The 24,698-nt window shown below is 55.1% G+C and carries 26 protein-coding genes; 18 read left to right on the top strand and 8 right to left on the bottom strand.

Going from position 1 to position 24,698, the window contains the following annotated elements:
* Positions 1-7: 7 nt before the first annotated feature.
* Entirely contained in the window at positions 8-1,048 is a 1,041-nt protein-coding gene (locus K2184_RS02595) for an oxidoreductase (protein WP_016810109.1), read from the bottom strand.
* A 184-nt stretch (positions 1,049-1,232) separates the two neighbouring features.
* Here K2184_RS02595 and blr point away from each other — a divergent pair, with 184 nt between their 5' ends.
* The 13 genes from blr to gstA all read left to right on the top strand — a co-directional run bounded on the left by blr (position 1,233) and on the right by gstA (position 13,083).
* Entirely contained in the window at positions 1,233-1,382 is a 150-nt protein-coding gene (gene blr, locus K2184_RS02590) for a division septum protein Blr (protein WP_017145752.1), read from the top strand.
* A gap of 103 nt (positions 1,383-1,485) precedes the next feature.
* Positions 1,486-2,856, top strand: a complete 1,371-nt coding sequence (locus K2184_RS02585; RefSeq protein WP_017145751.1) for a GH1 family beta-glucosidase — start codon at positions 1,486-1,488, stop codon at positions 2,854-2,856.
* Positions 2,857-3,076: 220 nt separating this feature from the next.
* Complete coding sequence (ydgT, locus tag K2184_RS02580) at positions 3,077-3,292, top strand: transcription modulator YdgT (protein WP_004102628.1); 216 nt, start codon at positions 3,077-3,079, stop codon at positions 3,290-3,292.
* An 80-nt stretch (positions 3,293-3,372) separates the two neighbouring features.
* Complete coding sequence (locus K2184_RS02575) at positions 3,373-3,813, top strand: DUF2569 domain-containing protein (protein ID WP_004102630.1); 441 nt, start codon at positions 3,373-3,375, stop codon at positions 3,811-3,813.
* 77 nt (positions 3,814-3,890) lie between these two features.
* The gene (gene rsxA, locus K2184_RS02570; protein ID WP_004102633.1) at positions 3,891-4,472 is read left to right on the top strand and encodes an electron transport complex subunit RsxA; all 582 of its coding nucleotides are present in this window, start codon (positions 3,891-3,893) and stop codon (positions 4,470-4,472) included.
* Positions 4,472-5,050 (top strand): electron transport complex subunit RsxB, encoded by a 579-nt coding sequence (rsxB, locus tag K2184_RS02565; protein WP_004102635.1) that lies wholly within the window; start codon positions 4,472-4,474, stop codon positions 5,048-5,050. Before rsxA ends, rsxB begins: the two co-directional genes overlap by 1 nt.
* A complete protein-coding gene (gene rsxC / locus K2184_RS02560; protein ID WP_224261033.1) occupies positions 5,043-7,244 on the top strand; it encodes an electron transport complex subunit RsxC in 2,202 nt (733 codons plus the stop codon). The genes rsxB and rsxC overlap by 8 nt, the downstream gene beginning before the upstream one ends.
* The gene (gene rsxD, locus K2184_RS02555) at positions 7,245-8,297 is read left to right on the top strand and encodes an electron transport complex subunit RsxD (protein WP_163525475.1); all 1,053 of its coding nucleotides are present in this window, start codon (positions 7,245-7,247) and stop codon (positions 8,295-8,297) included.
* 10 nt (positions 8,298-8,307) lie between these two features.
* On the top strand, positions 8,308-8,928 hold the full coding sequence (gene rsxG, locus K2184_RS02550; protein ID WP_004102641.1) for an electron transport complex subunit RsxG: 621 nt from the start codon (positions 8,308-8,310) through the stop codon (positions 8,926-8,928).
* Between the two features lie 3 nt (positions 8,929-8,931).
* Positions 8,932-9,630: an electron transport complex subunit E gene (locus K2184_RS02545; RefSeq protein ID WP_004113426.1), complete on the top strand. Its 699-nt coding sequence runs from the start codon at positions 8,932-8,934 to the stop codon at positions 9,628-9,630.
* 1 nt (position 9,631) lies between these two features.
* Entirely contained in the window at positions 9,632-10,267 is a 636-nt protein-coding gene (nth, locus tag K2184_RS02540; RefSeq protein WP_004102645.1) for an endonuclease III, read from the top strand.
* Positions 10,268-10,864: 597 nt separating this feature from the next.
* Entirely contained in the window at positions 10,865-12,370 is a 1,506-nt protein-coding gene (gene dtpA, locus K2184_RS02535) for a dipeptide/tripeptide permease DtpA (protein ID WP_024274267.1), read from the top strand.
* A gap of 107 nt (positions 12,371-12,477) precedes the next feature.
* The gene (gene gstA, locus K2184_RS02530; protein ID WP_023321116.1) at positions 12,478-13,083 is read left to right on the top strand and encodes a glutathione transferase GstA; all 606 of its coding nucleotides are present in this window, start codon (positions 12,478-12,480) and stop codon (positions 13,081-13,083) included.
* 42 nt (positions 13,084-13,125) lie between these two features.
* On the opposite strand, the gene pdxY is transcribed toward gstA, so the two are convergent.
* From pdxY to anmK, 5 genes are all read right to left on the bottom strand, one after another.
* Entirely contained in the window at positions 13,126-13,986 is an 861-nt protein-coding gene (gene pdxY / locus K2184_RS02525) for a pyridoxal kinase PdxY (RefSeq protein ID WP_004102651.1), read from the bottom strand.
* A gap of 61 nt (positions 13,987-14,047) precedes the next feature.
* Positions 14,048-15,322 (bottom strand): tyrosine--tRNA ligase, encoded by a 1,275-nt coding sequence (tyrS, locus tag K2184_RS02520; RefSeq protein WP_004102653.1) that lies wholly within the window; start codon positions 15,320-15,322, stop codon positions 14,048-14,050.
* Positions 15,323-15,769: 447 nt separating this feature from the next.
* On the bottom strand, positions 15,770-16,426 hold the full coding sequence (gene pdxH, locus K2184_RS02515) for a pyridoxamine 5'-phosphate oxidase (RefSeq protein ID WP_024274268.1): 657 nt from the start codon (positions 16,424-16,426) through the stop codon (positions 15,770-15,772).
* A gap of 57 nt (positions 16,427-16,483) precedes the next feature.
* Positions 16,484-16,807 (bottom strand): C-type lysozyme inhibitor, encoded by a 324-nt coding sequence (mliC, locus tag K2184_RS02510; protein ID WP_024274269.1) that lies wholly within the window; start codon positions 16,805-16,807, stop codon positions 16,484-16,486.
* A 92-nt stretch (positions 16,808-16,899) separates the two neighbouring features.
* Positions 16,900-18,024: an anhydro-N-acetylmuramic acid kinase gene (anmK, locus tag K2184_RS02505; RefSeq protein WP_004102661.1), complete on the bottom strand. Its 1,125-nt coding sequence runs from the start codon at positions 18,022-18,024 to the stop codon at positions 16,900-16,902.
* 269 nt (positions 18,025-18,293) lie between these two features.
* Between anmK and slyB the strand changes: the two genes are divergently transcribed.
* Complete coding sequence (gene slyB / locus K2184_RS02500; protein WP_004102663.1) at positions 18,294-18,761, top strand: outer membrane lipoprotein SlyB; 468 nt, start codon at positions 18,294-18,296, stop codon at positions 18,759-18,761.
* 229 nt (positions 18,762-18,990) lie between these two features.
* A complete protein-coding gene (locus tag K2184_RS02495; RefSeq protein WP_133497492.1) occupies positions 18,991-20,343 on the top strand; it encodes a sensor domain-containing diguanylate cyclase in 1,353 nt (450 codons plus the stop codon).
* A gap of 41 nt (positions 20,344-20,384) precedes the next feature.
* Here K2184_RS02495 and slyA read toward each other — a convergent pair whose 3' ends face one another.
* Entirely contained in the window at positions 20,385-20,825 is a 441-nt protein-coding gene (slyA, locus tag K2184_RS02490) for a transcriptional regulator SlyA (RefSeq protein WP_016810099.1), read from the bottom strand.
* A 171-nt stretch (positions 20,826-20,996) separates the two neighbouring features.
* Here slyA and K2184_RS02485 point away from each other — a divergent pair, with 171 nt between their 5' ends.
* The 3 genes from K2184_RS02485 to K2184_RS02475 are packed head-to-tail and all read left to right on the top strand — an operon-like array spanning position 20,997 to position 24,164.
* Complete coding sequence (locus tag K2184_RS02485) at positions 20,997-21,233, top strand: DUF1656 domain-containing protein (RefSeq protein ID WP_004102668.1); 237 nt, start codon at positions 20,997-20,999, stop codon at positions 21,231-21,233.
* A 10-nt stretch (positions 21,234-21,243) separates the two neighbouring features.
* Positions 21,244-22,140 (top strand): efflux RND transporter periplasmic adaptor subunit, encoded by an 897-nt coding sequence (locus K2184_RS02480; RefSeq protein ID WP_004102670.1) that lies wholly within the window; start codon positions 21,244-21,246, stop codon positions 22,138-22,140.
* Positions 22,140-24,164, top strand: coding sequence for an FUSC family protein (locus tag K2184_RS02475; RefSeq protein WP_004102672.1), 2,025 nt, complete (start codon positions 22,140-22,142; stop codon positions 24,162-24,164). Before K2184_RS02480 ends, K2184_RS02475 begins: the two co-directional genes overlap by 1 nt.
* Here K2184_RS02475 and sodC read toward each other — a convergent pair.
* Positions 24,157-24,678 (bottom strand): superoxide dismutase [Cu-Zn] SodC, encoded by a 522-nt coding sequence (gene sodC, locus K2184_RS02470; RefSeq protein WP_049593053.1) that lies wholly within the window; start codon positions 24,676-24,678, stop codon positions 24,157-24,159. The two genes, K2184_RS02475 and sodC, sit on opposite strands and share 8 nt — an antisense overlap.
* Between the last annotated feature and the right edge of the window lie 20 nt (positions 24,679-24,698).

Here is a 24,698-nt window from a genome sequence, read left to right as displayed (position 1 = left end):
GGATGACCTAATTCAGACACAGCGTCGTTCGATGTCTGGCCGACTCGAGGCCAAGCTCAATCAGCTCCATAATCTGAATCGCCTGGCTTGCCGGAACCGGATTAGTGCCGCTTCCGTTAAGTGCATCGCGAATAGCGGCATAATAGGCCGGATAGTTACCCGGCAGCGTAAGCCACGACTCCTCGGTTATGTCCTCGCCCTCCGCTCGCGTCAGCACCCCGTCGCGCATATCGTATCCCCAGTCTTCCTGCGGCAGACGTTCGCCGCTTTTCAGCCGCTCCTCCTGCGGGTCGAGACCGTATTTCACATAGCTTCCTCGCGAACCGTGGATAATAAAGCGCGCCGTTTCCGCCGCAGCGACCAGAGTTCCGTGCAGCACGACACGACGCTGCGGCCAGGCTAAAACCGCATGAAAATAGTCGGTGGACTGGGAGCCCGGACGTAACTGCGCCAGATCAACCTGCATGCTAACCGGCAGGCCGAAGAGATTTACCACCTGGTCCAGCAGATGCGGGGCAAGATCGTACCAGATGCCGCTCCCCGGTCCGCCTTGTTCACGCCAGCGATTACGCACCTGCGGTCGATAGCGATCGAAATGAGACTCAAAGTATCCTACTTCCCCCAGTAGCCCTTCGTTGATCAGCGCTTTTACCGTCAGAAAATCGCTGTCCCAGCGGCGGTTATGGAATACCGACAGCAGCCGCCCGCCGCTTTTTGCCAGCGCTTCAAGCTCACGCGCCTGTGACAGTGTCACGGTAAAGGGTTTATCGACGACTACGTGCTTGCCCGCCTCCAGCGCGGCCTTGGCCAGCGGAAAATGGGTGTCGTTTGGGGTCGGGATCACCACCAGATCGATATTGGGGTCGTTCAAAATCCGCTCTGGCCCGCTAACCACCGGCATTGCAGGCCAATCGGCATGCACTTTATTTTCATCACTGCTGGCCACAGCGGCCAGCGTCATCCCTGGCGTACCGCTGATTAGCGGCGCATGAAAGGTCTTGCTAGCGTAGCCATAACCGATTAATCCTACCCGGATAGCATCACTCATTTTTTACCCCCTTAACGAGAATAACGGTGTCCCAGTTACGCTGCGGATAAGACCTCTGTTAACGCATGTTGCCCGCGTTATCGCGCAGCATTACGTCATTTGCGCAACTAAGTTCATGTAACACTTGCGTTACTTCAATCCTCTAGTACCATTTCCTTCTGGTTTCACAATTTGCTACAGAGTTATGGAAAACGTTTTTAACCGTATTGTAGAACTTATTGGCTGGATTGTTTTAGGCGTCTCAGCCCTGCTTTTAGTTATCGCTCATCATATTGATAACTACCAGTCCCCACCTACCGTTGATACTGTTCAGGCGAAGCCGCTGGCGAAATAAACAGTGACCCGCTTCGCAACTATGCAACCGGTTTCTGAAACCGGTTGCATAGCGGTACAGGGTTTTATTACACTCTCCTTATCAATCGATAAGGAGTTTCTTCATGTCCGGATTTCCGCAGCATTTTTTATGGGGAGCCGCTACCGCAGCCTGGCAGGTTGAGGGCGGACACGATGCCGACGGCAAAGGCCCTTCTATCTGGGATATCTACTCCCATCTCCCAGGCACCACTTTTCAGGGCACCACCGGCGATATCGCCGTAGACCATTACCATCGCTTTCGCGAAGATGTTGCGCTGATGGCGGAAATGGGTCTGCAAAGCTATCGCTTCTCAATTTCATGGCCGCGTCTGCTGCCCGAAGGCCGCGGCGAGGTTAACGAGGCTGGGGTTCAGTTCTACAGCGATCTGATTGATGAGCTGCTGGCGCATAATATTGAACCGATGATCACCCTGTATCACTGGGATCTTCCGCAGGCGTTGCAGGAGGAAGGCGGCTGGGAAGCGCGCAGTACGGCGGAAGCGTTCGCTGAGTACGCCCGCCTCTGCTATCAGCGCTTCGGCTCGCGGGTCAAATTGTGGGCGACCTTCAACGAAACTATCGTCTTTATCGGGCATGGCTATATTAACGGCATCCACCCGCCAGCGGTGCGCGACCCTGCGCGCGCGATTCAGGCCTGCCACCACGTCTTTATCGCCCATGCGCTGGCCGTGAAAGCGTTTCGTGAAATGGCAGTCGAGGGGCAGATAGGTTTTGTCAACGTACTGCAGCCGCATACCCCTTTAACCAACAGCGAGGAGGATATGCGCGCGACGGCGATGGCGGATGCTATTCACACCCACTGGCTTTACGATCCGGTGCTAAAAGGTCAATACCCTGAAGAGCTCCTGCAACAAACCCAGGCGCTGTGGGGCGTTCCGGCTTTTGCCGCAGGCGACGATGCGCTGCTGCGTGAAAACCGCTGTGATTTTATCGGCCTGAACTACTACCGCCGCGAAACCGTCTCAGCGCAGCCCCCGGAGGTTCCGACCGGCGGCGAACCCGGCGTCGACGGGCTGTTCTATTTTGTACGCAACCCGCAAAGTACCTATACCGAATGGGGCTGGGAAATTTGGCCTCAGGGGTTAACCGACGGGATCATGATGATTAAAGCGCGCTACGGTGACATACCGATTTACATCACCGAAAACGGACTCGGGGCCATTGACCCGATCATCGATGGCGAAATCGTCGACGACCCGCGTATTGACTATCTGAGTAGCCACATAACTGCGCTGGAAAAAGCGCTGGAACTGGGCGCTGACGTGCGCGGCTATTATCCCTGGTCCTTTATTGATCTATTAAGCTGGCTCAACGGTTATAAAAAACAGTACGGCTTTGTTTATGTCGATCATCAGAACAATCTGGCGCGTAAACGTAAAAAGAGCTTTTTCTGGTACCAAAACGTTATTGCCAGCCGAGGCGAACAGCGTTAATCTTCTCTCCCAGGCGCCATCCGGCGCCTGATTCAGTTCTGGAATACTCTTAAATTCCTTTTTACCAGGCCAGAAACATCATCTGTTCTTGTTCCGGGTATTTACAACCGAAATAATTCCATACAGTTTACTGAAAAAAAGGAACGGCCGGTTGAGAACAGGTTTACACAGAATGGGTATATTCAACTTAAATTATTCTGATTATAAAATGGATACGCAAATGACCGTTCAGGACTACTTATTAAAATTTCGTAAAATCAGCACGCTGGAAAGTCTGGAAAAACTTTTTGATCACCTTAACTATTCCCTGACCGATAACGAAGAGATCGTCAACATGTATCGCGCCGCAGACCATCGTCGGGCGGAGCTGGTTTCTGGCGGCAAATTGTTCAACATTGGCGAGGTGCCCAAGTCCGTCTGGCGCTACGTGCAATAAAGACTGTCATCATTCACGCCAGTTGCTTATACTTCCGGCCCTGCTTTTATTGATAACTGGCGTTAAATTCGGGAGTAATAATGTCCTCTGACTCTGTGGAACGTATTGGCGGATGGCTTCTGGCGCCGCTGGCATGGCTCCTGGTGGCCCTGCTTAGCGCCTCATTGTCGCTGCTGTTTTTTGCTGATGCTCTGATGTCTTCCCAGACTTATACCCTGCTGCGCAATATGAGTACTGAACATCTCGCCTTGTGGATTGCTTCGCTGGCCTTCGCGATCGCCATGTGGTACTACACGCTGTGGTTGACCATTGCCTTTTTCAAGCGGCGGAAAGGGGTGCCAAAGCATTACATTATCTGGCTGCTGATTACGCTTCTGCTGGCGGTAAAAGCATTTGCCTTTTCCCCAATATCAGACGCTCTGGCGCTGCGCCAGCTGCTGTTTCCCCTTCTCGCTGCGGCGCTGCTGGCTCCCTATTTCAAGCGTTCTGAACGGGTTAAGCGGACCTTTGTGAATCCGTAATAACCACACAGTTAACCTGTTGTCGCCGGTATCGATTTATTCGATAATAGACGGCTTTTTCTATTTCAGGTCGAATAATGGCTGATTATTTACTGCTCTTTGTTGGCACCGTTCTTGTTAACAACTTCGTGCTGGTGAAGTTTCTGGGACTGTGCCCGTTTATGGGGGTTTCCAAAAAGCTGGAAGCCGCTATGGGAATGGGGCTCGCCACCACCTTTGTGATGACGCTGGCCTCAATTTGCGCCTGGCTGATTGATACCTGGATCCTTATTCCGCTGGACCTGGTCTATTTACGGACCCTGGCCTTTATCCTGGTTATCGCCGTAGTGGTGCAATTTACCGAAATGGTGGTGCGTAAAACCAGTCCGGCGTTGTATCGCCTGTTGGGCATCTTCCTGCCGCTGATCACCACCAACTGCGCGGTGCTCGGCGTTGCGCTGCTCAACATTAACCTCGGGCATAATTTCCTGCAGTCTGCGCTGTACGGCTTTGCTGCCGCCGTCGGCTTTTCGCTGGTGATGGTGCTTTTCGCCTCCATCCGCGAGCGTCTGGTGGTTGCCGATGTGCCGGCGCCGTTTCGCGGTAATGCCATTGCGCTGGTCACTGCCGGTTTAATGTCCCTCGCCTTTATGGGCTTTAGTGGTTTGGTGAAGTTGTAATGAATGCTGTCTGGATAGCCGTGGTTGCCATTAGCCTGCTGGGGCTGATTTTCGGCTTAATTCTGGGGTACGCTTCGCGCCGTTTTGAGGTGGAAGATGACCCGGTGGTAGAAAAAATTGACGCCCTGCTACCGCAGAGCCAGTGCGGTCAGTGCGGTTACCCCGGCTGTCGTCCCTACGCGGAAGCCGTAGGCACTCAGGGTGAGAAAATTAACTGCTGCGCGCCCGGCGGCGAAGCGGTGATGCTCAAAATCGCTGAACTGTTGAACGTCGACCCGCAGCCTACGGACGGCGATGCGCAAGAAGCCGTACCTGCGCGAATGCTGGCGGTGATCGACGAAGCGAACTGCATCGGCTGCACAAAATGCATTCAGGCCTGTCCTGTGGATGCCATCGTCGGCGCCACCCGTGCGATGCATACGGTGATGAGCGACCTCTGCACCGGCTGTAATCTTTGCGTCGCGCCTTGTCCGACGCAATGTATTGAACTGCGCCCGGTGGCGGCGACGACAGAAACCTGGAAATGGGATCTTCAAACCATCCCGGTACGCATTATTCCCGTGGAACAACATGTTTAAGTTATTTTCCGCATTTCGCAAAGACAAAGTCTGGGACTTCAACGGCGGCATTCATCCGCCGGAAATGAAAACCCAGTCTAACGGTACCCCGCTGCGTCAGGTTTCCCTGCCGCAGCGTTTTGTCATCCCGCTGAAACAACACATCGGCGCGGAAGGTGAGCTCTGCGTCCAGCCGGGCGATCGCGTCCTGCGCGGCCAGCCGCTAACCCGTGGCTGGGGCAGAATGCTGCCGGTGCACGCGCCAACGTCCGGCATCGTGGCGGCGATTGCCCCCCACTCGACCGCCCACCCTTCCGCGCTGGCGGAAATGAGCGTCATTATTGATGCCGATGGCGAAGACCGCTGGATTGAGCGCGATGGCTGGAACGATTACCAGAATAAATCCCGCGAAGAGCTGATTGAGCGCATTCACCAGTTTGGCGTAGCCGGGCTTGGCGGCGCCGGTTTCCCCACCGGCACTAAGCTGCGCGGGGGCGGCGACAGAATCGAAACATTAATCATCAACGCGGCGGAGTGTGAGCCCTATATCACCGCTGACGATCGCCTGATGCAGGATTGCGCGGCGCAAATCGTTGAGGGAATTCGCATCCTTGCCCATATTCTGCAACCTGCACAGGTGCTGATCGGCATCGAGGATAATAAACCGCAGGCGATTTCGATGCTCCGCGCGGTACTCGCCGACACGCACGGTATTTCGCTGCGCGTAATCCCGACGAAATACCCCTCAGGCGGTGCAAAACAGCTGACGCAAATCCTCACCGGTAAACAGGTGCCCCACGGTGGGCGCTCCTCTGATATCGGCGTATTGATGCAAAACGTCGGCACCGCCTATGCGGTGAAACGTGCGGTGATAGACGGCGAGCCGCTGACGGAGCGCGTAGTCACCTTAACCGGCGAAGCGGTCACGCGTCCGGGCAACGTCTGGGCGCGCCTGGGTACGCCGGTCAGCCATCTGCTAAAAGATGCCGGTTTCTGCCCAGGCGCCGATCCGATGGTGATTATGGGCGGCCCGCTGATGGGCTTCACCTTGCCCTGGCTCGACGTGCCGGTGGTCAAAATCACCAACTGTCTGCTGGCGCCTTCGGCGAGCGAAATGGGCGAACCGGAAGAGGAAAAAGGCTGTATCCGCTGTAGCGCCTGCGCGGACGCCTGCCCGGCCGATCTTCTGCCGCAGCAGTTATACTGGTTCAGCAAAGGGCAGCAGCACGACAAAGCCACCAGCCATAACCTCGCCGATTGTATCGAGTGCGGCGCCTGCGCCTGGGTTTGTCCAAGCAATATCCCGCTGGTGCAGTACTTCCGCCAGGAGAAAGCCGAGATATACGCCATTGCGCAAGAAGAGAAACGCGCAGCGGAAGCGAAAGTCCGCTTTGAGGCGCGTCAGGCTCGCCTGGAACGGGATAAAGCCGCAAGGCTGGAACGTCATAAGCAGGCAGCCGTACAGCCAGCAGCGAAAGATCAGGATGCGATTAACGCCGCCCTTGCCCGCGTACGTGAAAAGCAGCGCAACGCGGCACAGCCGATTATCGTGCTCTCCGGCGAGAAACCGGATAACAGCGAAGCCATCGCCGCTCGCGAAGCCCGTAAGGCCGAGGCGCGGGCGCGCAGGGCTGAGCAGCTGGTAGTCCCGGCTGAACCTGCCCCGGACGCAGAGCAACCTGCTACCGTTGACCCGCGCAAGGCCGCCGTCGAGGCCGCGATCGCCCGCGCCAAAGCGCGCAAAGCGGGCCTGCAGGCAGCCCCGGCTGAACCTGCCCCCGCCGCAGAACAGCCTGCTACCGTTGACCCACGCAAGGCCGCCGTCGAGGCCGCGATCGCCCGCGCCAAAGCGCGCAAAGCGGGCCAGCAGGCGGCCCCGGCTGAACCTGCCCCCGCCGCAGAACAGCCTGCTACCGTTGACCCACGCAAGGCCGCCGTCGAGGCCGCGATTGCCCGGGCCAAAGCGCGCAAAGCGGGCCAGCAGGCAGCCCCGGCTGAACCAGCCCCCCCCGCAGAACAGCCTGCTACCGTTGACCCGCGCAAGGCCGCCGTCGAGGCCGCGATTGCCCGGGCCAAAGCGCGTAAAGCAGAACAACAGCAACAAGCAGTTCCCCCGTCGGCAGCCAATGATGACGGCCGCAAAGCGGCAGTCGCTGAAGCAATCGCCCGCGTTCAGGCCCGGAAAGCGTCCCGGCAGGCAGTTAACGAGGATTAAATGGTTTTCAGAATCGCAAGTTCCCCCTACACTCACAATCAGCGCCAGACTTCGCGGATTATGCTGCTGGTGCTGCTCGCCGCCATACCCGGTATTGTGGTTCAGACCTGGTTTTTCGGCTGGGGTACCGTACTGCAAATTATCCTCGCCGCCGCCACGGCGTGGGGAGCCGAAGCGGCCATTCTTAAACTGCGCAAACAAAATATCCCGGCGATTCTTGCCGATAACTCAGCGCTGCTGACCGGCCTGCTGCTGGCGATCAGTATTCCGCCTTTTGCGCCGTGGTGGATGGTCGTGCTGGGCACTGCGTTTGCGGTGATTATCGCCAAACAGCTGTACGGTGGACTGGGTCACAATCCTTTTAACCCGGCAATGATTGGCTACGTGGTGCTGCTGATCTCTTTCCCGGTGCAGATGACCTCCTGGCTCCCGCCCCATGAGATAGCCGCCAATGTATCCGGTTTTAGCGACGCGCTGAGGATGATTTTCACTGGTCATACGGCTACCGGCGGGGACATGAACAGCCTGCGAATCGGCATTGACGGCATCAGTCAGGCAACGCCGCTGGATACCTTCAAAACCTCGCTCCATGCCGGTCATGCGGTGCAAGAGATCCTCCAGTATCCTGTCTACGGCGGCGCACTGGCCGGTCTCGGCTGGCAGTGGGTTAACGTGGCTTATCTGGCGGGCGGTCTGTTCCTGCTATGGCAAAAAGCCATTCGCTGGCATATTCCGCTGAGCTTCCTGCTGAGCCTTGCCGTTTGCGCCACCCTGGGATGGCTATTCTCACCAGAAAGCCTCGCCTCACCGCAAATTCATCTGCTCTCCGGCGCCACCATGCTGGGCGCCTTCTTTATCCTGACGGACCCGGTGACCGCTTCCACCACCAATCGCGGTCGCCTGATCTTCGGCGCGCTGGCGGGGTTACTGGTGTGGCTAATTCGCAGCTTTGGCGGCTACCCGGATGGCGTCGCCTTTGCCGTTCTGCTGGCCAATATTACCGTTCCCTTGATCGATTACTACACGCGCCCGCGCGCGTACGGCCACCGCTGAGGACCCGAACATGTTACAAAGCATGCGTAAACACGGCATCACGCTGGCCCTCTTTGCTGCGGGTTCGACCGGGCTGACGGCCGCCATTAACGAACTGACTAAAAGCACCATTGAAGACCAGGCCGCCCAGCAGCAAAAAGCCTTATTCGACCAGGTTATGCCGGCCAATTTATATAACAACGACTTGCTGAAAAGCTGTTATCGGGTAACCGCGCCGGAGCTGGGAAAAGGCGAGCATAAGGTCTGGATTGCTCAGAATGGCGATAAAGCGGTTGCAGCGGTGATGGAAGCTACCGCGCCGGACGGCTATTCAGGAGCCATTCAGCTACTGGTTGCCGCCGACTTTAAAGGTACCGTGCTGGGTACCCGCGTCACCGAGCATCATGAGACGCCGGGCCTGGGCGATAAGATCGAGCTTAGAATTTCTGACTGGATCACCCTCTTTGCCGATAAAGTGATTCATGGGCAAAACGATAGCCACTGGGCCGTGAAAAAAGATGGCGGCGATTTCGATCAGTTTACCGGGGCTACCATTACTCCGCGCGCGGTGGTCAATGCCGTCAAGCGTGCGGGCCTGTATGCGCAAACTCTGCCCGCGCAGATTTCTGCTTTCACTCCCTGTGGAGACTAGACCATGAGCGAAGTAAAAGACGTTATTGTTCAGGGGCTGTGGAAAAACAACTCCGCGCTGGTTCAGCTGCTGGGGATGTGTCCTCTGCTCGCCGTCACCTCTACCGCCACCAACGCTCTTGGGCTTGGGCTGGCGACGACGCTGGTTCTTACCCTGACTAACCTGACCATTTCCAGCCTGCGTCGCTGGACGCCGGCGGAAATCCGTATTCCGATTTACGTTATGATCATCGCTTCGGTGGTGAGCGTCGTCCAGATGCTGATCAACGCTTATGCGTTCGGCCTTTATCAGTCTCTGGGGATTTTTATCCCGCTTATCGTCACCAACTGCATTGTGGTCGGGCGCGCTGAGGCCTTTGCCGCGAAAAAAGGCCCGGCGCTATCGGCGCTGGATGGTTTTTCCATCGGCATGGGGGCGACCTGCGCGATGTTTGTCCTCGGCTCGATGCGGGAAATTCTCGGCAACGGTACCCTGTTTGATGGTGCCGATAGCCTGCTCGGCAGCTGGGCAAAGGTTCTGCGTATAGAAGTATTTCATACCGATACGCCGTTCCTGCTGGCAATGCTGCCGCCGGGCGCATTTATTGGCCTCGGCATGATGTTGGCGGTAAAATACCTCATTGATGAACGTAGCAAACAGCGCAAAGCCAAAGCGGCGCAGGCCGGGATCGTTGCGCCCTCTGATGTGACGGGAAAAGCATAGGATGAACAAGAGTAAACGCCTGGAGATCCTCACCAGGCTCAGGGATAACGACCCGCACCCCACTACGGAGCTGAATTTTAACTCGCCGTTTGAATTATTGATCGCCGTGCTGCTCTCGGCGCAGGCTACCGACGTTAGCGTCAATAAAGCTACGGCGAAACTCTACCCGGTCGCCAACACGCCGGCGGCGATGCTGGCGCTGGGCGTAGAGGGCGTTAAGTCGTACATTAAGACCATCGGCCTGTTCAACAGTAAAGCAGAAAACGTCATTAAGACCTGCCGGATCCTGCTTGAGCAGCATAACGGCGAAGTACCGGAAGACAGAGCCGCGCTTGAGGCGCTTCCCGGCGTCGGGCGCAAAACCGCTAACGTCGTGTTGAACACCGCCTTCGGCTGGCCGACAATCGCTGTCGATACGCACATTTTCCGCGTTTGCAACCGGACACAATTTGCGCCTGGTAAAAACGTTGAACAGGTGGAAGAGAAGCTGTTAAAGGTGGTTCCGGCGGAATTCAAAGTGGACTGCCATCACTGGTTGATTCTGCACGGCCGTTATACCTGTATCGCCCGTAAACCGCGCTGCGGTTCCTGCCTGATTGAAGATCTTTGCGAGTTTAAAGAGAAGGTCTACTCCTGACCCTACCAGAGCCATAACCCTTCATAAGTCATGGCTCTGGTGCATACCCCATTTTTCCGATGTTCACGCCATCCATTTAGCCTTCTTATGGCTTATTATTCCGCTATATAACCATCGATCAGCTTATTCATTTTTTTCAGAGGCAAAATTTCTATACATTTGTGATCCAGATCACTGAGTCAATTTCTTGTTGCTTTGTTGTTAACTTATTAATACGAAAACCTGCTGATTTAAATACCTCCAACTTAAATACCAACACAATAACCCATCATTTTTTAGGATTTTGGGCTATATCACTGGATGCAAGCGCAAACAGCAGAACATATGGCCTTTATGCGAAAACTTTCCGATTCTGACAGATAAAAACGCTGCCATTAACGAAACGCTGAAATTTAACTCTGCATAACATTTATATGTCCGGTGTATTATAACGCTCAGGATATGTGTAACAGATTATTGCAAAGCTATTGCCTGATGGCACAGGATAGTGAACATTACCTGCCGTTTTCCCTCCAGAATAACTATAAAGGCGGCGGTCTGCGAAGATTGCGCCCCGAGCACCCCCCGTTAATATGGGATGTAAAAAAAGAGGTATTTGTGTCTACTGCAAACAATAAACCAACGGAGAGCGTGAGTTTAAACGCTTTCAAACAACCACGATCGTTCTATCTCATCTTCTCTATTGAGCTATGGGAACGTTTTGGTTTCTACGGCCTGCAAGGGATTATGGCCGTTTACCTGGTTAAACAGCTGGGTATGTCAGAAGCGGATTCTATCACTCTGTTCTCCTCCTTTAGCGCCCTGGTATACGGTCTGGTGGCGATTGGCGGCTGGCTGGGCGACAAGGTGCTCGGCACCAAGCGCGTCATTATGCTCGGCGCCATCGTTCTGGCTATCGGCTACGGCCTGGTCGCGTGGTCCGGACACGATGCGGGCATCGTGTATATGGGGATGGCAACGATTGCCGTGGGTAATGGCCTGTTCAAGGCTAACCCCTCTTCCCTGCTCTCGACCTGCTATGAAAAGAACGATCCGCGTCTGGACGGTGCATTTACCATGTACTATATGTCCGTCAATATCGGCTCCTTCTTCTCTATGCTGGCGACACCGTGGCTGGCGGCAAAATTCGGCTGGAGCGTCGCTTTCGCTCTGAGCTTTGTAGGCCTGGTGATCACCATCGTCAACTTCGCTTTCTGCCAGCGCTGGGTTAAGCAGTACGGTTCCAAACCTGACTTCGCACCGGTGCACGTGGGCAAACTGCTGGCCACTATCGTTGGCGTGGTCGTTCTGGTCGCGATTGCAACCTGGCTGCTGCACAACCAGGGCATTGCACGTATGGCGCTGGGCGTGGTTGCTCTGGGCATCATCGTTATCTTTGCTAAAGAGGCCTTTGCGATGCACGGCGCGCCGCGTCGCAAAATGATCGTTGCGTTTATTCTGATGCTGCAGGCGATCATCTTCTTTGTGCTGTATAGCCAGATGCCGACCTCCCTCAACTTCTTTGCTATTCGCAACGTTGAACACTCTCTGCTGGGTATCGCTTTTGAACCTGAACAGTATCAGGCGCTGAACCCGTTCTGGATCATTATCGGTAGCCCGATTCTTGCCGCCATTTACAACAAGATGGGCGACACCCTGCCAATGCCGATGAAGTTCGCTATTGGTATGGTCCTGTGCTCCGGCGCCTTCCTCGTGCTGCCGCTGGGCGCGAAGTTCGCCAGCGATGCGGGTATCGTCAACGTCAGCTGGCTGGTGATTAGCTACGGTCTGCAGAGTATCGGTGAACTGATGATCTCCGGCCTGGGCCTGGCGATGGTTGCGCAGTTGGTTCCGCAGCGCCTGATGGGCTTCATCATGGGCAGCTGGTTCCTGACAACCGCTGGCGCTAACCTGATCGGCGGCTACGTTGCGAACATGATGGCAGTACCGGACAACGTCACTGACCCGCTGATGTCGCTGGAAGTTTACGGCCGCGTGTTCCTGCATATCGGTGTCGCAACTGGCGTTATCGCTATCCTGATGCTGCTGACGGCGCCGAAGCTGAACCGCATGACCCAGGACGATGATAAAACGGCAAAAGCCAGCGATACCGCCACGGCTTAAGCTCCCTGGGAAAACCGATAAATTAAACCGCTAACGCTCTGTTAGCGGTTTTTTTTTGCCCCTGGGCGGACTAACATACAGAAAACCGCAGCCACGAGGAGTCACCGATGAAACTGTTCTATAAATCCGGCGCTTGTTCTCTAGCCTCGCATATCGCGCTACGCGAAAGCGGGCTGGACTTTACCCTGCAGGGCGTTGACGTGATGAAAAAACGCCTTGAAAACGGGGAGGATTATTTGCTGGTTAACCCCAAGGGTCAGGTACCGGCGCTGCTGCTGGACGATGACGTGCTGCTGACGGAAGGCGTGGCCATTATGCAGTATATCGCCGATCGCGTACCGGACCGCCAGCTGCTGGCGCCGGTAGGAAGCATCGCCCGCTACCAGACCCTGGAGTGGCTAAACTACGTGGCGACGGAACTGCATAAAGGCTTTACACCGCTGTTTCGCCCGGATACGCCGGAAGATTTCAAACCTATCGCCCGCGCGCAGCTGGATAAGAAAATGCAGTACGTGAACGAATGTCTGCAGGATAAAGAGTGGATTAACGGGCATCGTTTCACCATTGCGGATGGCTACCTGTTCACCGTACTGCGCTGGGCCTACGCCGTGAAGCTGAATATGGAAGGTTATAGCAATATCGCGGCCTGGATGAAACACGTTGCCGCGCGCCCGGCCGTAGCCGCTGCTCTTGAGGCTGAAGGGCTGAAGTAAAACCGATGCTTGCCCGACATGTCGGGCAAGTTCATACCCGCCTTAAAGCTGGGTGGCGCTAAAGTAGTGCTCCGGCTGCGCAATACGATCCTGAGCCGCCACAACCTGAAGCTCATATTCCTGCATGTTTTTAGTCGCCAGCATGATTTCATAAACCGCGGCGGTCACGTGCTCCAGCGCATCGCGCAGAGTGGCGCCCTGCAGCAGTTTGACCAGCAGCAGCCCGCTGGTAACGTCACCGACGCCTACCGGCTGGCGCATGCCAAAATCCACCAGCGGACGGCTGATATGCCAGGCTTCCTGCGCGGTAACCAGCAGCATCTCAAAACGATCCATACTCAGTCCGGCACGCGAGAGATGCTTCACCAGCACCACCTCCGGCCCCTGAGCAATCAGCTCGCGCGCGGCCAAAACCGCCTCGTTAACGTTTGCCACCGGATGCCCGCAGAGGATCTCCAGCTCAATCAGATTTGGCGCAATAATATCGCTTGCCGGCAGCGCGTAGCGCACGTGAAACTCCGCTACGCCCGGCGCCACGATGCAGCCCTTTTCCGGATGACCCATTACCGGGTCGCAGAAATATTTCGCAGCCGGATTGGCGGCTTTAACCTGACGCACGATGCCAAGAATATGTTCGCCCTGTTCAGCCGATCCCAGATAGCCGCTTAGCACGGCGTCACAGCGCTGCAGTTGGTTAATATCGGCAATCCCCTGAACAATCTCCGTCAAATGCGCTGGCGGCATCACGCAGCCGGTCCATTTACCGTATTGGGTATGATTGGAGAATTGTACGGTATTAAGCGGCCAGACGTTGGCGCCAAGGCGGCGCATCGGAAATTCAGCGGCGCTGTTGCCCGCATGGCCAAACACAACGTGGGACTGGATGGCGAGGATGTTCTTCATCTTAATTACCTGAGAGCAAAAAATAAGGGGCGCGGTTTCCCACGCCCCTGCCTTTACGCAATTACTTCCAGCAGACCAGACAGTAATTTTTCTTACCGCGGCGCAGTAAGGTGTAGCGACCAAAGAGACGGTCGGCGTCGACAAATACGTATTCCGGGTCGGACTGTTTTTCGCCGTTGATGGTCACCGCATTGGATGCGATGGTTTTACGCGCCTGACCGCGGGACGGCTGCAGTTCAGAATCCACCAGCGCCTGCATCAGATCGGCGCCTTTATCCATTTCGATCATCGGCACGCCATCCTGCGCCAGCTGTTCGAAATCGGCTTCGCTCAAATCGCTCAGGTTGCCGTTGAACAGGCTCTCGGTAATGCGCTTTGCCGCCACCAGACCTTCTTCACCGTGCACCAGACGGGTCACCTGCTCGGCCAGCACGTACTGGGCGCGCGGCGCTTTACCGCTGTTTTTGTCTTCCTCCTCCAGGGCATTGATTTCAGCTATGTCCATAAAGGTGAAGAACTTAAGGAAGCGATAAACATCGGCATCCGCGGTGTTGATCCAGAACTGGTAGAACTTATACGGACTGGTTTTCTTCGGATCGAGCCACACTGCGCCGCCTTCGGTTTTACCGAATTTCGTGCCGTCGGCTTTGGTGATCAGCGGAACGGTGAGGCCAAAGACCTGATTCTGGTGCAGACGGCGGGTCAGGTCGATACCGGAAGTAATGTTACCCCACTGGTCAGAACCGCCGATTTGCAGCGCTACGCCGTGCAGCTTGTTCAGGCAAGCAAAGTCGTAGCCTTGCAGCAGGTTGTAGGAGAACTCGGTAAAAGAGATGCCCTGGTCGTCGCGATTAAGACGCTGCTTCACCGCTTCTTTGTTGATCATCTGATTTACGGAGAAGTGCTTGCCGATATCACGCAGGAAGGTGAGCACGTTCATGCTGCCAAACCAGTCGTAGTTATTCGCGGCGATGGCAGAGTTATCACCGCAATCAAAGTCGAGGAAAGGCGCGACCTGTTTGCGAATTTTATCTACCCACTCCTGCACGGTATCTTCAGTGTTCAGTTTACGCTCAGCGGCTTTAAAGCTCGGGTCGCCAATGAGACCCGTCGCGCCGCCAACCAGCGCAACAGGCTTATGGCCCGCCTGCTGAAAGCGTTTCAGGCATAACAATGGAACAAGATGCCCCAAGTGCAAGCTGTCGGCGGTAGGGTCGAAGCCGCAATAGAGCGCGATCGGGCCTTGCGCCAGTCGCTCTGCTAACGCTTCCTCGTCCGTCACCTGGGCTACCAGCCCCCGCTCCTGCAATTGTTTAATCAAGTTACTGCTTGCCATCAAATTCTCCATCTATAAACGACTGCACCTCTGCCGGTACACGACTTTTCGCCAGACGCGAAAAAAAACATCTATACCCTAAATAATTCGAGTTGCAGGAAGGCGGCAAGTGAACGACAAATTCGTCAGGAACGAATTTGAACAACCGAAGATGACCTTCGGTCAGGGACATGGATGTCCCTGATTCATCCCGATGAGCTTACTGTAGTAAGTGATTCGGGTGAGTGAACGCAGCCAACGCACATGCAACTTGAAGTATGACGGGTATACGCAAAATTGTTCAAGCTGCATCGCGGCGGCAAGCATATGAAAGCTCAGGGAACTTACACAGGTAAGCGACAGAGCGGGCAGGCGCAGCGGATAAAGATGCAGCTTGAAAAATGAAGCGTATAGAATAAAGCGCCAGGCCACGATGCACCAGCGCTTAAGACAACATTTTTGCGTCCTTTATGGCGCCAGTCGGTCGATCTGCCAGCCGCTGTTTTGACGCTGATAGAGAAAACGATCGTGCAGACGATGCTCTCCGCCCTGCCAGAACTCCATCTGTTCAATACTGACGCGGAATCCGCCCCAGAAGCTCGGCAGCGGAACTTCGCCCTGCTGGAACTTTTGCTTCAGCTCGAGGAACTTACTTTCGAGGATGCCGCGAGCCGAAATACGGCTGGACTGCTGCGATACCCAGGCGCCAATCTGACTGTCGCGCGGGCGGCTGTGGAAATATTTGACTACTTCCAGCGTCGACAGGCGTTCCGCTTTACCGATAACCATGACCTGGCGCTCCAGCATATGCCATGGAAACAGCAGGCTGATGCGGGGATTTTTTTCAATCTGGTGGGCTTTGCGGCTGCCGAGGTTGGTATAAAACACCAGGCCTTTCTCATCGTAGTGCTTGAGCAACACGATGCGCTGGTAAGGCTGCGAGTTTTCATCAACGGTCGCGACAACCATCGCCGTCGGGTCAGCGAGCTTCGCATCACAGGCCTGCCGCAGCCAGCGTTCAAATAATGCCAGGGGTTCGGCAGGAAGGTCGTGGCGACGCAGGCCACCACGGGTATATTCACGGCGCAGATGCGCAATTTGCTGCAATTCGTCGTTATCAGACATGGCAATTGAGAAAGTCATCAATGGGTGGCGTTATTGTGCGCCCCCATGACTGAAATCTCAACGTTTGGCGGTTTGCAGCTGACAGTTTTCCAGCACAATACGGTCGCGTTTATAAACGGTGGCGCTATCGCCTTTAGACCAGAAGACGTATACGCCATCGGTATAGCGCGCGCCGGAGGCGGAGAGACCCTGCTGTAAATTTAACTGCTGGTTGTCGTAAATGAAGCTGACCTGCTGGCGAGTATTATTGAGATGGACGGTTAACGGTTTTTGCTCGCACTGGTACTCGAGGGTATCCGTGTTCATCCGCTCAACAAACTGGTTGTAGTAGCTACAGCCTGCGAGCATAAAAGGTACAGCAAGAATAAGTATTTTTTTCATCAGTATGCCTTCGACTTTCCCGGTCCGGGAAGGCATAACGCCCTCCCTCAACGTTGGCCAGTTTACGAAGAAACCGGCGCGGGTGATTTCAGTTAACTCTGATTTTGTTGCGGATTGGCCGGGAAAATCGCGCCCAGTACGGTTGCCTGCGACGCGCCGGTCACGGAAGGGAGATTGCCGGGTAAGCCGGCGAGGGTACGCCACGCCAGCCACGCGAAAGCCAGCGCTTCCATATCATCACCGCTAATGCCCGCCTCATCGGTCGTCGACACTTCGGTTCCCGGCAACAGCGCCGCCAGACGAGCCATCAGTAGCGGGTTACGCGCACCGCCGCCGCATACCAGTAGACGCTCGCAGCCTCCGCTTAGCAGCACCTGTTCGCTGATGCTGACGGCAGTCAGTTCGGCCAGGGTCGCCTGAACATCCTGGGCACGAAGCCCCGGATAACGCGCCAGATGCTGCGTGAGCCAGCCGTAGTTAAAGTATTCGCGCCCGGTACTCTTCGGCGCCGGCAGGGCAAACCAGGGATCGCTGAGCATATCCTGCAGCAGCGGCAGCACAATTTTCCCCTCGCTGGCCCACTGCGCGTCTTTATCATAGGGTTTGCCGCACTGGCGCCAGACCCACGCGTCCATCAGCATGTTGCCTGGCCCCGTGTCGTATCCACGTACCGGCTGCCCCGGCGCCAGTAAAGAGAGATTGGCAATACCGCCGATATTGAGAATCATGCGGCGCTCTACCGGATGCGCCAGCAGCGCATGATGGAAAGCAGGAACCAGCGGCGCCCCCTGCCCCCCGAGCGCCATATCGCGGCGGCGAAAGTCTCCGACCACGGTTACGCCGGTGCGCGCGGCAATCTGATTATTGTCGCCTATCTGCATAGTGTGCGGCGCATCACCCGTTGGCTCATGCCAGACCGTTTGCCCATGGCAGCCGATGGCGATGATATCTGCTGCCTGTAGCTTTTCCTGAGCCATTAGCGCCAGAACCGCATCGGCAAACAGCCGCCCCAGCCGCGTATCCAGCCGCCCTAGCTGCGAAAGCGTGAGCGGCTGCCCCTGACAGATAGCCAGAATCTGTTCTTTAATCGCAATGGGGATGGGATACGTCAGGCTGGCCTGCTGGGCGACCAGATCTTCATTAATTGCTGCAAGCACAACATCCACACCATCAAGGCTGGTGCCGGACATGACGCCGATAAAGCGGCCTGATTTCATACGCTTTCCTTCATTCCATGACTCTCGTATATCCCCACACTCCACCATAAACGAGGGGGCAATGCTATGCTGCTATAATACTTTTTAACAATACAAGCAGCGCGATGGTACTTAGCGTAAAGAACTTATGTTTAGTTTAGGTTGAGACGACTCTGATTATTATTTTTTGTATAGTCACGGTATCTGCTATGCCAGCAGACGCTTAAATGCCATATAATTGGCTACAAGGAAGTTCAACAGAACGCTTCTTGTGAACAGGAGATTCATAAATGATTTTACGTGTTTTGGCTGTCTCGATGATTGGTTTTACGCTTGCAGGTTGCGTCAGCAACAGCGGCCTGTCCGGCGATGTTTACTCCGCATCCGAAGCCAAACAGGTCCAAAGTGTGACCTACGGCACCATTGTGCATACCCGCGCGGTTCAGATTCAGGGCGGAGATGAAAGCAATGCTATCGGCGCCATTGGCGGCGCGGTGCTCGGTGGTTTCCTGGGTAACACCATCGGCGGCGGCACGGGTCGCTCTCTGGCAACCGCAGCAGGCGCTGTCGCGGGCGGCGTAGCCGGTCAGGGCGTCCAGGGCGCAATGAACAAAACCCAGGGCGTTGAGCTGGAAATTCGCAAAGATGATGGCAATACCATCATGGTGGTGCAGAAACAAGGCAGCACGCCGTTCTCCGTCGGACAACGCGTGGCTATCGCCGGCAGCGGCAGCCAGGTTACCGTATCCCCGCGCTAAATCTTTTCTCTGCGGCCCTTGCGGGCCGCTCATTTATATAAAATATGTATCGTTTATCATTATAAATAAACACTGAAAATATATTTATATTTTTCCGTCTACCCTCCACAACTTGCGCCTGCTCAATATTCTCCCCTCCGCTATCAAGTAATCTGCACCCTATATTACGCAAAACATTTACGACAGAGACGTCGTTTTACCTTTGCCCTTTTATTCAGGGATGTTGACTATGTTTATTAATCTCAAACGCTTGCCTGACAGGCTATTTCTTTACACTGTCGTATGCGGTTTTTCTATTACTACGATTAATTTCGTTACCGGCTCATTAATTCATCGTATCTCTACAACTTCATCAATGCTGTTTCCCGTATTGACTATCTCACTGATGGGTTTCCATATTATGATTGCCTGTTTTATGGGCATGAAATATCTGTGCGATAAAAAGCAGCTGTACCTGGCGCCAATAGCCTTCGCTTTTGCCTGTTCGGCCCTGTTGATGCTCGGGACCATAGGCAGCTACCCGGACTGGCTGGTATGCGCCCAGGGGCGCCCCATCAACCAGAATGACGCGCTGATTTTTTATTTTTTCCGCAACGTCATGATGGCCGTTTTATTTATAACTTCGATCGTTTTATATCGGCTTCGCCACCGTACCACTCATTCAGGAAAGATTCACGGTCTGGTACTGCTGGGTTGTTTTATTTTGATCGCCGCAACGCTCATATTGTCGTGGGTTCATTCCAGCAACTCACCATTACTGAGCATTGAATTCATTGATAATCTGACCTATACCTTTACGCCGCTATGGCATAACCGGGTTGGCTGGGTATTAATTGGCACATGGTCATTTACGCTGATTTTACTTATTAGCCTGACCCGGCTACGCAATATATTCTGGTACAGCGGCGCTTTTTTTTGTACCGCCTATATATTTACGCTGCTGGTTCTGCTCTCTACGGTCAACGGTAACGCTCATTCCTGGAACCAGGCGCGGCTCTTTGAAACGCTGAGCACTCTGTTTTTGATTTTAGTTCTGCTTGTGGATGTTTTTATCCTCTACCGGGAGTCAAACGAAAGGTACGTTCGCTCGTACCAGAATTCTATTCGCGATCCCCTGACCCGGCTGTATAACCGCAGCTATTTCTACGACACGCTGAATCAACGATTAACAAAAGTCTCTGCATCACAGCCGCTATCGGTCATTGTCTGCGATCTTGACCGCTTTAAGCGCATCAACGACACGTACGGCCACGTGCAGGGAGATAAGGTCATTCAGTTTGCTGCCAGCGTGCTGCAGAATAACGTGCGCCAGGAGGACATTGCCGCGCGTATCGGCGGGGAAGAGTTTGCCCTGCTGCTGGTCAATATCGGCGCCAACGAAGCGCTGGCCATTGCCGAACGCATCCGCCTGTCCGTCAGTGAACAGCATGAAGGGTTACCGGAAAGAATGACCATCAGTATGGGGGTTTTCACCACTCAGGATGCGCATATTGCGGCGGAGGAGTGCGTCAAGCGCGCTGATACCGCCATGTACGAAGCGAAAAACACCGGGCGTAATCGCGTAGTCGTCTGGCAGGCGTAAATAAAAAAGAGGCCTTGAGAAGATTCAAGGCCTCGTTAAGGTCAATCTTTTGCCTGGAGATCGAGGATGTTGTGTTCAAGTTTACGAATCAAATTGAGCAGCGTTTCCACCTCTTCTTTAGAAACGCCGGCCAGAATCTCATCACGCGTTTTGCCGATAACCTCTTCCATTTCGTTGATCAGGGGTTCGGCTTTTTCGGTAAGCTTGATACGTTTTGCCCGCCGATCGTTTGCACAGGTCTGGCGAGAAATAAGCCCCTTTTCCTCCAGCTGGTCGAGCGTGCGAACCAGCGAAGGCTGCTCAATACCAATGGCTTTCGCCAGCTGAATCTGCGACTGTTCAGGCGGCAGCTGGTGAATGTTATGCAGCGTGACCCAGTGCGTCTGCGTTAACTCCAGAGGTTTCAGGCGATGGTCGATTAGCGCGCGCCAGACGCGTACCAAACGTGCCAGATCAGAACCAAGTGGCGATTCCAATTTCATCTCCTTATAATTAGCTTGCTAAGTTATTATACTGATTTTAGAATAGTGTGCAGCATTTAAATTACCAAAACAAATGAATTACCTGATTCACTAAAATCAGAACAATGATTTACAATGTGAATAATCGCATAACCTGAACATTCATCCTGAAACGGCAAAGGATTTTTGCTTGTGAAACTGAGTCTTAACACTACCGGATTGCCGCTCCAGGACCTGGTGTTCGGCGCTTCGGTCTATTTTCCTCCTGTCTTTAAAGCCGTTCTGCTGGGCTTCTTTATCTGGTTGGTCGTTCATCGTCAGCTGCGGGACTGGATGTACGCAGGTGAAATCTGGCACCCCCTGCTCATGGATCTCTCCTTCTTTGCGCTCTCCGTTTGTCTGGCGCTGGTTTTACTGACTATCTGGTAATGTTCATTACATGAAGAAACTAAAATATTTATCCACGCTGCTGGTCGCCGCGCTGGCCATTATTGCCGCCTGGCTGGTCTGGAATTACTACACGCAGTCCCCGTGGACCCGCGACGGGAAAGTCCGGGCCGAGCAGGTAGGCGTCACGCCGCAGGTGTCCGGGAGCATCCTGCAGCTCAACGTACGCGATAACCAGCTGGTTAAGGCCGGTGAAGTGCTGTTCAGAATTGATGATACGCCTTATAAAATTGCGCTGCTCAACGCCCAGGCCCAGCTCGACAAGGCTCGAGCTGAAGTTGCCCGCGCGCAGGCTGAACAGAAAAAAGCCGCCAGCGATGCCGCTCGCCGACGCCATCTCTCCGAGAATTTCATCTCCGCAGAAGATTTAGAAAACGCCAATACTGCGCTTAATACCGCTAATACCAACCTGGCAGCGGCTAAGGCCGTTGTGGGAGCCGCCCAAGCCACCCTCGATCATGCCCAATGGCAGCTCGCGCAGACCGAAATTAAGGCCCCGGTTGACGGCTGGGTAACGAACCTTTCGACCCGCATTGGCGACTACGCAACCGTAGGCCATCCGCTTTTTGCCCTCGTCGACAGCCACTCCTTTTACGTGATCGGTTATTTTGAAGAAACGAAACTGCGTAATATCCGTCCCGGCGATAGCGCGCAGATCGTCCTCTATAGCAGCAAACAAAAGTTACAGGGTCACGTAGGCAGTATCGGACGCGCTATTGTCGATCAGAGCGTAGAGAGCGGAAGTGGTCTGGTGGCGAATATTAAACCGAATATTCCCTGGGTACGCCTTGCTCAGCGCGTGCCGGTGCGCATTGAGTTTGACCATCTGCCGCCGGATATCACGTTGGTCTCCGGTACCACCTGCACCGTTGCCATTGGCCCACAGTAATGAAGCTACAGGCCCTGACGTGGCGCTCTCTTCCCTGGATTAAGGCCAGCCGTCCGCAGTGGCGCTATGCCCTGCGTAACGGGATTGCCATGTGCCTGGCACTGAGCGTCGCCTACTGGCTGAATCTTGACGAACCCTACTGGGCGATGACTTCCGCCGCGGTAGTCAGCTTTCCCACCGTCGGCGGCGTGATCAGCAAAAGCTTTGGCCGTATTGCCGGCAGCCTGCTCGGCGCCTGCGCGGCGCTGCTGCTGGCCGGTCATACGCTCAACGATCCGTGGCTATTTCTTTTTAGTATTTCGGCGTGGATAGCCCTCTGTACCTGGGCCTGTGCGATGTTCACCAATAACGTCGCCTATGCATTCCAGCTTGCGGGCTACACCTGCGCGATTATCGCTTTCCCGGTTATCAATATTACCGATGCTAACGAACTGTGGACTATCGCCCAGTCGCGCGTCTGCGAGGTTATCGTCGGTATATTGTGCGGCGGGCTAATGATGATGATTTTACCGAGTACCTCCGACGGCACCACGCTACTGAGCGCGCTAAAAAATATGCATGCCCGCCTGCTGGAACACGCCAGTCTGCTGTGGGTCCCGGAAACAACCGATGCTATCCGGGCCGCGCACGAGAGCGTGATTGGGCAAATCCTGACCATGAATCTGCTGCGCATTCAGGCCTTCTGGAGCCATTATCGCTTTCGCCGGCAAAATCCGCTGCTCAACTACCTGCTACATCAGCAGCTACGAATGACCAGCGTCATTTCGAGCCTGCGGCGGATGCTGCTTAACTGGCCCGCCGCGCCCGCTCGTACTCGCGAGATTCTGGAGTCTTTGCTCAGCGAGTTAGCGCTTTCAAACGCCGATGCTTACAGCGTTGCCCGCATTATCGCGCCGCTTGCGCCGCCCGCCGATGCCGACTACCGACACATCGCCTTCTGGAAGCGCCTGCGCTATTTTTGTCGCCTGTATCTGGAGAGCAGCCGCTGGCTCAAGCGCATCGAAAACGCCACCGCGATCACCGAATTCAACGTACCTTCCGCACCCGCGCTGGCCCGCCATACCGATCAGGCCGAAGCTCTCTGGAACGGGGTTCGCGCTTTTTGCGCGCTGGTGATGGTCGGCGCATGGGGTATAAGCACCCAGTGGCAGGCCTGCGCTGCAGCGCTTACCCTGGCGGCTATCTGCTGCGTGCTCTATTCGGTTTCACCCTCACCGTTTAAATCATTAACGCTTTTAATGCGTACCCTGATCCTGCTTTCGCTCTTTAGCTTTGTCGTGAAGTTTGGCCTGATGGTGCAGATAACCGATTTATGGCAGTTTTTGCTATTTCTGTTTCCCTTGCTCACCACCATGCAGTTGCTCAAACAGCAGATGCCAAAGCTCGCCGGACTGTGGGGGCAGTTGATCGTTTTTATGGGCTCATTTATTTCGGTCACCAACCCGCCGGTATACGACTACGCTTCGTTTCTTAATGATAATCTGGGAAAAATCATTGGGGTAGGACTCGCCTGGCTGGCTTTCGCCATTATCAGTCCAGGTTCAGACGCGCGTAAAAGCCGTCGGCACATCCGTGCGTTACGGCGTCACTTTGTCGACCAATTGAGCCGTCGTCCGCAGCATAGTGAACATGAATTTGAGTCGCTGGTTTATCATCACATCAGCCAGCTTAGCAACAGTCAGGATGCGCTGGCGCGCCGCTGGCTGCTACGCTGGGGCGTCGTGTTACTCAATTGTTCCCACGTGGTGTGGCAACTACGCGACTGGGAAACGCGCTCCGACCCGCTCTCGCAGGTGCGCGATCTGTGCATTAGCCTGCTGCGTGACGTGATGAGCGAGCGCGGCGTTCAGCAGCGCCCTCTCGCTTCAACGCTGCAGGAACTGCAGCGCATCTGCGACGCGCTTAATCGCCACCACCAGCCCGCCGCCAGAGAGCTGGCGGCGGTTATCTGGCGACTCTGGTGCGCCCTGTCTCAGCTGGAACAGGCGCCGATCGCAGGAACGTTGACGGAAAGGACTACTTGATGACGCCGCAGGCGAAGCGCTCGCCGCCACCGCCGAGAGGCTGCGGGCTGTCGGACATATTATCGCCCCCCACGTGAATCATCAGCGCCTTGCCTTTCACTTCATCGAGGGTTTTTAAACGCGGCGCGACCACCGGCTGGGTGGCTTTTCCGTCGTTATTAACCACCAGGAACGGCAGATCGCCGAGATGACCGGCGCCGTCAGGACCTTCATGCTTTCCGGTGTTTTGCGGATCGTAATGTCCGCCGGCTGCGCCAGCGGCGACGGCTTTACCTTCTTTGATGGCCGGCTGGCAGCTACCGTTGGCGTGAATATGGAAGCCGTGCTCGCCGGGAGGCAGCGCTTTCAGGTCCGGAGTAAACTCAAGACCTTTCGCGGTTTCACTAATTTTCACGCTACCGATGGCCTGACCAACGCTCTGGCTGGTCACAAGATTGATATCGACGCTTTCGCTGGCCGCCTGCACGCCCGCACAGGCGGCCAGGGTAAGTATGGCGAGAATACATCGTTGCATAACACCTCCTCAATGGCTCT

It is taken from the genome of Klebsiella sp. K5-306, from assembly GCF_051835185.1.
Classification (GTDB): Bacteria; Pseudomonadota; Gammaproteobacteria; order Enterobacterales; family Enterobacteriaceae; genus Klebsiella; species Klebsiella oxytoca.
The sequence above is the reverse complement of the archived record's forward strand: the minus strand, read 5'-3'. Positions and strand labels throughout refer to the sequence as shown.

What these genes read in the sequence shown, in the direction of transcription:
- mliC (WP_024274269.1), bottom strand. Translation starts at nt 16,807, where the DNA reads ATGAAAAAAATACTTATTCTTGCTGTACCTTTTATGCTCGCAGGCTGT.
- K2184_RS02545 (WP_004113426.1), top strand. Translation starts at nt 8,932, where the DNA reads ATGAGCGAAGTAAAAGACGTTATTGTTCAGGGGCTGTGGAAAAACAAC.
- blr (WP_017145752.1), top strand. Translation starts at nt 1,233, where the DNA reads ATGGAAAACGTTTTTAACCGTATTGTAGAACTTATTGGCTGGATTGTT.
- rsxD (WP_163525475.1), top strand. Translation starts at nt 7,245, where the DNA reads ATGGTTTTCAGAATCGCAAGTTCCCCCTACACTCACAATCAGCGCCAG.
- K2184_RS02585 (WP_017145751.1), top strand. Translation starts at nt 1,486, where the DNA reads ATGTCCGGATTTCCGCAGCATTTTTTATGGGGAGCCGCTACCGCAGCC.
- slyA (WP_016810099.1), bottom strand. Translation starts at nt 20,825, where the DNA reads ATGAAATTGGAATCGCCACTTGGTTCTGATCTGGCACGTTTGGTACGC.
- ydgT (WP_004102628.1), top strand. Translation starts at nt 3,077, where the DNA reads ATGACCGTTCAGGACTACTTATTAAAATTTCGTAAAATCAGCACGCTG.
- rsxC (WP_224261033.1), top strand. Translation starts at nt 5,043, where the DNA reads ATGTTTAAGTTATTTTCCGCATTTCGCAAAGACAAAGTCTGGGACTTC.
- rsxB (WP_004102635.1), top strand. Translation starts at nt 4,472, where the DNA reads ATGAATGCTGTCTGGATAGCCGTGGTTGCCATTAGCCTGCTGGGGCTG.
- rsxG (WP_004102641.1), top strand. Translation starts at nt 8,308, where the DNA reads ATGTTACAAAGCATGCGTAAACACGGCATCACGCTGGCCCTCTTTGCT.
- K2184_RS02475 (WP_004102672.1), top strand. Translation starts at nt 22,140, where the DNA reads ATGAAGCTACAGGCCCTGACGTGGCGCTCTCTTCCCTGGATTAAGGCC.
- pdxY (WP_004102651.1), bottom strand. Translation starts at nt 13,986, where the DNA reads ATGAAGAACATCCTCGCCATCCAGTCCCACGTTGTGTTTGGCCATGCG.
- slyB (WP_004102663.1), top strand. Translation starts at nt 18,294, where the DNA reads ATGATTTTACGTGTTTTGGCTGTCTCGATGATTGGTTTTACGCTTGCA.
- pdxH (WP_024274268.1), bottom strand. Translation starts at nt 16,426, where the DNA reads ATGTCTGATAACGACGAATTGCAGCAAATTGCGCATCTGCGCCGTGAA.
- K2184_RS02575 (WP_004102630.1), top strand. Translation starts at nt 3,373, where the DNA reads ATGTCCTCTGACTCTGTGGAACGTATTGGCGGATGGCTTCTGGCGCCG.
- K2184_RS02595 (WP_016810109.1), bottom strand. Translation starts at nt 1,048, where the DNA reads ATGAGTGATGCTATCCGGGTAGGATTAATCGGTTATGGCTACGCTAGC.
- anmK (WP_004102661.1), bottom strand. Translation starts at nt 18,024, where the DNA reads ATGAAATCAGGCCGCTTTATCGGCGTCATGTCCGGCACCAGCCTTGAT.
- tyrS (WP_004102653.1), bottom strand. Translation starts at nt 15,322, where the DNA reads ATGGCAAGCAGTAACTTGATTAAACAATTGCAGGAGCGGGGGCTGGTA.
- K2184_RS02495 (WP_133497492.1), top strand. Translation starts at nt 18,991, where the DNA reads ATGTTTATTAATCTCAAACGCTTGCCTGACAGGCTATTTCTTTACACT.
- sodC (WP_049593053.1), bottom strand. Translation starts at nt 24,678, where the DNA reads ATGCAACGATGTATTCTCGCCATACTTACCCTGGCCGCCTGTGCGGGC.
- K2184_RS02480 (WP_004102670.1), top strand. Translation starts at nt 21,244, where the DNA reads ATGAAGAAACTAAAATATTTATCCACGCTGCTGGTCGCCGCGCTGGCC.
- nth (WP_004102645.1), top strand. Translation starts at nt 9,632, where the DNA reads ATGAACAAGAGTAAACGCCTGGAGATCCTCACCAGGCTCAGGGATAAC.
- rsxA (WP_004102633.1), top strand. Translation starts at nt 3,891, where the DNA reads ATGGCTGATTATTTACTGCTCTTTGTTGGCACCGTTCTTGTTAACAAC.
- gstA (WP_023321116.1), top strand. Translation starts at nt 12,478, where the DNA reads ATGAAACTGTTCTATAAATCCGGCGCTTGTTCTCTAGCCTCGCATATC.